The sequence below is a fragment of the Psychrobacter sp. Ps6 genome, from assembly GCF_022129235.1.
In the GTDB taxonomy this organism is placed as follows: Bacteria; Pseudomonadota; Gammaproteobacteria; order Pseudomonadales; family Moraxellaceae; genus Psychrobacter.
The window spans coordinates 44144-46558 of sequence record NZ_JADQAI010000014.1 but is presented as its reverse complement, the minus strand read 5'-3'; the positions used below and the strand labels follow the sequence as shown (position 1 = coordinate 46558).

Here is a 2415-nt window from a genome sequence, read left to right as displayed (position 1 = left end):
TGAAGAGATTGAAAAACCCCAGTTAATTGCTGGGGTTTTTATGTATAAAGGTATTGGAAAAATAGACAAACCACCGAAAAATACAGAAATAGCGCAGATAAGATCGAAGTATTCATCAGCTATGTAAGACTACTTGGCAAAACGTAGCTGTTTTTGGCCCATGCATATGATTACTAATTGAATGAGGTACGACCAAGTAAGATGAGTTTTTTAGTGCTTTATCTATTTAGTATTAATTAAATATTAAAATATATCATGTTGCTCTATTTTGACAATGAGCCATTCAGTCGTCGTATTTAAAATACCGTCTATCTAAAAAGTATTTTCTAACTTGATGATTTTGATACATTATAAAAATAAAATACCATATTATATATTGAGTGTTGGAAGATTATTGCAGATGCTTTTGTCAAAATAGTTCCTTAAGCGTGATAAGTTGCCTCTCACGAAATGACTCTATAAAATACCTAACTTAGCATAGTGTTCATGAAGTAAAGCTAATATTTCAACAGGTTTTCCTACATTCTTCTTCATGTTTTTCGCCTATTGACAATGTAAAAACTTGTGAAAAATCATCCCAGTACGATTTCATTGGTATTGAAGAAAACTTAGTATAACAAATTGTAAAATGGGTCATGTGCTATTTCGAGAATTAACTTTAAATGATACTATTATTGTAAATTACAAATGTTTATAAATCTACATTATCCAGTCGAATAATATGCTTTATGCAATGTTAGAATAATTTCAATACATAAATCCAAAAACTTATTGATTAGGAAATCATCATGGACAGAATACTAAAAAAAGCCATTACTACTATTGTTTTACCCACTATCTTGTTTGGTATATCTGGCTGTGCTGTCACAGGTAATAGCAGTATTGATAATGAGGGTGACAGCCGACGTGTAAACAACGTCATGTGGAATAATCAAGTTGATACAGATTTTCGAAGTTTATTAGCAAAAAAAGTCGATACGAATGAAACTAGATTGGTATTCATTCGTAAAAGTGATGCGGATCCAGAGCAAACCAGTGCCAATATATCTGTTAATAACAGATATCAGGTAAGCCTACATCCGGGTAATTATACAGCCGTCAATTCCTGTGTTGGTATGAATCAGTTGAGTGCTCATGCCACTGGCTTTAAAGATAATAATTTATTAGCAAATAAGCAAGACTACCAGCTCGATGGTGGTCAAACATACTTCTTTTATGTTGACATGGACGATTCTGGTAAAAGTACTCTTGAGCAAATAACGACCGCCAGTGCATTGCCATTATTAGAAACCAAGCGTTATCAAGCGCACCAAATTAGTCGAGTCGTACCTAATTGTGTAGTACCAACGACTGTCATAGCGCCGGTACCAGAAGTAGTGCCAGTTTTGGCTGAAAAGGTGACCATTGAGCTTGAAGTGTTATTTGAAACGGACAAATCCGTTGTACAGCCTGAATACTATTCTAAAATCTCAGAAGTTGCGAATTTTATGACTCAATACCCAAATACCGTGGTGACTATTGAAGGACATACCGATAGTCGTGCAAGTGAGCAATATAATCAAGCACTGTCACAAAGACGAGTAGATGCTGTGAAAGAAGTATTGATTGCTGAGTTTGGCATTGACCCTGAACGTTTAAACGCTATTGGTTATGGTGAGTCACAGCCTAGAGCTACCAATGATACAGTCGCTGGTCGTCAACTTAACCGCCGCGTTGTCGCTGTTGTCGAAGAGCGCGCAAGACCCTGATGCATCAGACATGCTATTACGATACAAATAGAGTTGTATCACAAAAAATATTTCAAGCGATGCTGTTGAATATTAAAAAATAAAGGATAAAAAATGAATACTATCGTCGTAAAAACCAATGATGCCACTCAGACCATAGATCAAGTACAAGTAGTAACCAAAGATGGCGTACCGACAATTATTAAAGCCTCAGCGAAGGTTAACTATGAATTTCACGATAACGCGATAAACCGTGCTCCTAACCATATCATTACCAAGCGTATCAAAAATGACCTTCATGTTTCATTTGAAGAAGAAGGTGAAGAGAGCGATCTTATTATAGAAGGTTTTTACGACAGTGCAGATAGTGCTCTGCTGGGTATTGCTGAAGATGGTGAGTATTATTACTATATTCCAGATACTGGCGAAACCTATGATTATGTTACCCAGTTAGAAGTGGGGGATGTAGAAGGGCAAGCATTAGGTGGTGAAACTTACATTGCAGCTGCTATACCTTGGTGGATACCTGCTGCTGGATTGGGAGTAGCTGGATTATTAGCGAGTACAAGTCGAAATAGTAAAGATGATAGGACTATTGGAGATAGTACAGACCCCTTGGCAACAGACGATCGCCAAACAGGCAGCATTGGCCAACCTGTCGTAATCGACGTATTGAACAATGACACCG

At 36.9% G+C, this 2415-nt stretch carries 2 protein-coding genes; both read left to right on the top strand.

Annotated elements, in window-relative coordinates:
• Nucleotides 1-788: 788 nt before the first annotated feature.
• The gene (locus I3255_RS12785) at nt 789-1748 is read left to right on the top strand and encodes an OmpA family protein (RefSeq protein WP_238039162.1); all 960 of its coding nucleotides are present in this window, start codon (nt 789-791) and stop codon (nt 1746-1748) included.
• Nucleotides 1749-1841: 93 nt separating this feature from the next.
• Nucleotides 1842-2415: hypothetical protein (locus tag I3255_RS12780; RefSeq protein WP_238039161.1), on the top strand; the 574-nt coding region annotated here is incomplete at its 3' end.

Excerpts from the sequence above, each read along its gene's own strand:
- I3255_RS12785 (WP_238039162.1), top strand. The coding sequence starts at position 789 with ATGGACAGAATACTAAAAAAAGCCATTACTACTATTGTTTTACCCACT.